At 42.9% G+C, this 3,641-nt stretch carries 2 protein-coding genes and 1 pseudogene; all 3 read right to left on the reverse strand.

The window, feature by feature from the left end:
* Nucleotides 1-1,832: phage tail spike protein (locus RFK25_RS11210; protein ID WP_332413511.1), on the reverse strand; the 1,832-nt coding region annotated here is incomplete at its 3' end.
* Nucleotides 1,832-2,554 (reverse strand): phage tail protein, encoded by a 723-nt coding sequence (locus tag RFK25_RS11215; RefSeq protein ID WP_105208207.1) that lies wholly within the window; start codon nucleotides 2,552-2,554, stop codon nucleotides 1,832-1,834. The genes RFK25_RS11210 and RFK25_RS11215, both read right to left, overlap by 1 nt.
* Nucleotides 2,551-3,641: pseudogene (locus tag RFK25_RS11220) on the reverse strand (phage tail tape measure protein); the annotation flags it as partial. The gene RFK25_RS11215 and the pseudogene RFK25_RS11220, both read right to left, overlap by 4 nt.

Consider the following 3,641-nt stretch of genomic DNA (forward strand, 5'->3'; position numbering starts at 1 on the left):
CTTTTTAGTATGTAATTTCGACCACCAAAATCAACTGGAATCTTAGCTATGGTCTCTCGAATCTCAGTCGTTATCCGATTCCCCAATTGCGAAATAGACGACTCGGCAGTTTCGATTCTCTGTTTTGCTTGGTTAAAATCACTGATTTTTACACGCTGGGAAATTTGGTCTGCTTGCACTTGAATCATGGATTCTGCACCGGTTACTCGACCAGTTAGACTATCTACAACATGCTTACTCGCAAGAAGTTTTATATCCTCCTTGGTTTGCGAGAGATTGGTACTGACAGTTGCCAACTGTCCACTCAACAGTGATTTTGCTACATCAACCAATCGACTAGCTTCAGAGATAGCTTGTGATTTTGCTGTCGCAATCTTTGTCTCTGTCTGACTACGCTCCGTTGAAGTCAATCGGTTAGCTTCATTAATGGCATCAAGCTTGGCTTGTTCTGCTCTCCTGAGGGCTTCAGTCGCCCCAGTTTGAGCCTGTTCTGCCTTCAGTTTGGCTTCTGTGGCTAGGTTGGTGTTTACCCCAGCCTTTGCCAATAAATCACGAGTTGTGCGTTGCTGCTCCTCTTCCTGTTGTCGCATCTGTTGATGAATAGAAGAAAGTTCACTATCAATGCTGGCCTTTAATCGATCCGCATAGACCTCCCCATGACTTTGAGCCTGTTCGATAGCGTTATCGATGGCTACTTGACGTTTCTCAAATTCCGCTTCAAAGGCTCGGTTGGCATTTTCAATGGCAATTTCAACGGCAACATCCTCACTCCGCTTATTCCCATCAAGGAGATTATTTGCTAGGGTAGTCAAGCTACCGCCAGTTTTACCTGTTCCGATACTTGCCTTATCATCAAATGTGATAAAGCGGTAATTCTTTGCTAAAGGATCATAATCATAGGCGATGGCTTTCTTCCTCACATCAATCCCGTGTAGCTTGCTTTTTAAAGTCACTGTATCGCCTAGATGAACCGTTTGACCATCTAACTCGAATGCCTCAATGATGATGGCATCTTTTGGCTTATCAATTCCCTCTAAGCGAAACTTGCTACTAGCCCACTCTATTAACTCTTGACGAGTTCTGACGCTATTATTTGTATAGGTCACTTCATTGATGAAAGGATAGAAGTTAATCAACGGACTATCTACAGTGACTTGAAGTACAGTCTCCCTATCCTGCCCCTCTTGTTTGAAGCTTGAAGTGGCATGGATACGAGTGATAACCTGTGAACTTTCTTTGGTTCGTTGATACTTTTTCAAATTGTAGTGAGTAGAGATAACAACTCCACGGTCTTGTCCTCGCTCACTTTTAATTGATAGGGCAAGGTTATCTCGAACCAATTCTCCCTCCCAAGTTCCAAGGATAGAGTGTTTACCATCCAGTAGTGTGGAGTAAAGCGTCTGTTCCTTGTCTGTTGTATAGGTTCTGTTCTTGACAATATCACTTGTAAAAGAAAAATCTCCCAGTGGAGACTTGCTCGCCATGACCATGCTTGATAGTGCTGTTGCACAGGATACCTGTTCACACCTAAATGGCGATACTAATCTAGTCATGATGTCATCTGATATGTGATAGGCCACAACTTCAAGACTGGTGTCTCCTTCGATGACTTTCTTTATCCGAAACAACTGGTGTCCCAATATTGGAACAGGACTACGAACGAGGTAGTCCTCTTTTATCTCTCGAAATAATCCGCTATCTGTGATCGGATAAGTAAAGTTCAGGACAAAATCACCATTCAAGGTTTCTTTGACACTTGCCTTAATGGTTTCTGGGAGTGGTTTCCCATGCCATTTTGCCGTTCGAACAGTTTTGTCTAATAATGATAGCACTATGCCCACCCCCAATTCGTTTCTATTGTTAATGATGTGATGCCAGAGCCTAAGACAACTCCAACTGAGTCATTTCTACCTGCATCAATGGAGATAAAATCACCAGACCATTTTACAGGCTGACCTCTTTGTGTCTTAAAACTTGGCTGACTAGGATTATTATCCATAATGAGTGTTTCTTGTAATCGCTCCAAGCGGATGACATCATCCCCAATCGTAAAGCTAGTTTCACTACTTGAGTTGCCGCTTATGGTAATCTTTGGAAAAGCAATGGCTGAACCTTGACTTCTCAAAGTACCACTAGTCCTAAACACCTGCGAGGTCGTCGTTTTGAACCACTTAGTTGGGTGACAAGAAAAAATAACCTTAAGCTCATACACACCCATCTTATCCTTTTGAACTGGAGTATGCTGAACCTTGTAACACCAAAAGCGTATGGTCTTGAAACTAGCGTTCTCAAGCCAAAATCCTTCTTTCAGAAATAGCTTCAAAAAGGAAAATAACTGTTCTTCACTAGGTTTTACAAGATAAAGGGTGTAGCTCAGTTCCATGACACTTCTGCGAGGATTGGTTTGAAGAACCGCTCCTGACAGGCCTTGGTGTTCTATCAATTGAGTCTTACTTTCACTTACTGTGATTGAAGGACTATCTTCCACGATTACCTTAAAAGGAAAACTAGACGTGGATACTCCACCAATGGTTAATGCATTATGTCTAATCATGGTTTCACTCCTCTCAATCCTTGTTGACGTTCTAATTCATACACTAGTTTTTCTCCAACCATCTCCGCTAGTCGGTAAAGATCAGTCTCTTCTCTGACTGTGTTACCTGTAATAGTGATGTGAATGGGTGGTAGATTGCTTGTCATGGTCTTTGCGATTCCTCGACCAATGGCACCCAAGGTTTGTTCATTCAAAGGTAACACCGCTTCTTTTCCTGCTTCACCACCAACCATCAGGCTATTGCCATTCATTCCAAATGCGGTTGGTTTGGTTAGAATACCACCTTTGGCATACCAATCGATGGAAATTCTAGGAATTCCACCCTTCAACCAATCAAGAGGATTGGCAGACCCAGACACCCTAAAGTGAGGGAGGGGGATATGCGGCCAGCGAATTTGGAAGTTAAAGAGATTTTTGATGGCATTGATAGCGTTACTCACGGCATCTTTTGCCCCATTGATGGCATTGGAAATGGTATTCTTGACACCATTCCAAACGGATGACACCGTGCTTGAAATGCCATTCAAGACACTAGAGACCGTGTTTCGGATACTGTTCCAAATATTGGAGACTGTTGAGCCGATGTTAGATAAAATACTGGATATGGTCGATTGGATTGCTGTCCAGACGGAAGAAACAACCGAACTAATGGCGGACAGTAAGTTTGCAATGGTATTTTTGATACCTGTCCAAGCAGTTGTGATGTACTGGGCGATGAAGTTTAAAGCTAATGAAATCAGGGACTTTATTCCCTCCCAAGCCGTAGCTAGAACTTGTTTAATGGTTTCCCACGCTCCAGTCCAATCACCAGTGATAACCTGCATGACTGCCTTAATGGTACCAAGTACCACATTGATAGCAGTCTCGACAACAATCTTTATCATCTCCCAAGCGGCTGTGATGATGAGTTTGATATTTTCCCAGCTTGCTTGGATGAGCGGCCCAAGAATAGTCATCACCGTTTGAATAACCGTAGTGATGGCATTCCATACCGTGGTTGCAGCATTTAGAATCAATTGCTGGTTTTCAGTCCACCATGTGGTTAGCGTTCCCCAGATGGACATAACAAAACTAGAAATCTGCTGGA

Source organism: Streptococcus sp. SS-4456 (genome assembly GCF_036680365.1).
GTDB lineage: Bacteria > Bacillota > Bacilli > Lactobacillales > Streptococcaceae > Streptococcus.

Excerpts from the sequence above, each read along its gene's own strand:
- RFK25_RS11215 (WP_105208207.1), bottom strand. The coding sequence starts at position 2,554 with ATGATTAGACATAATGCATTAACCATTGGTGGAGTATCCACGTCTAGT.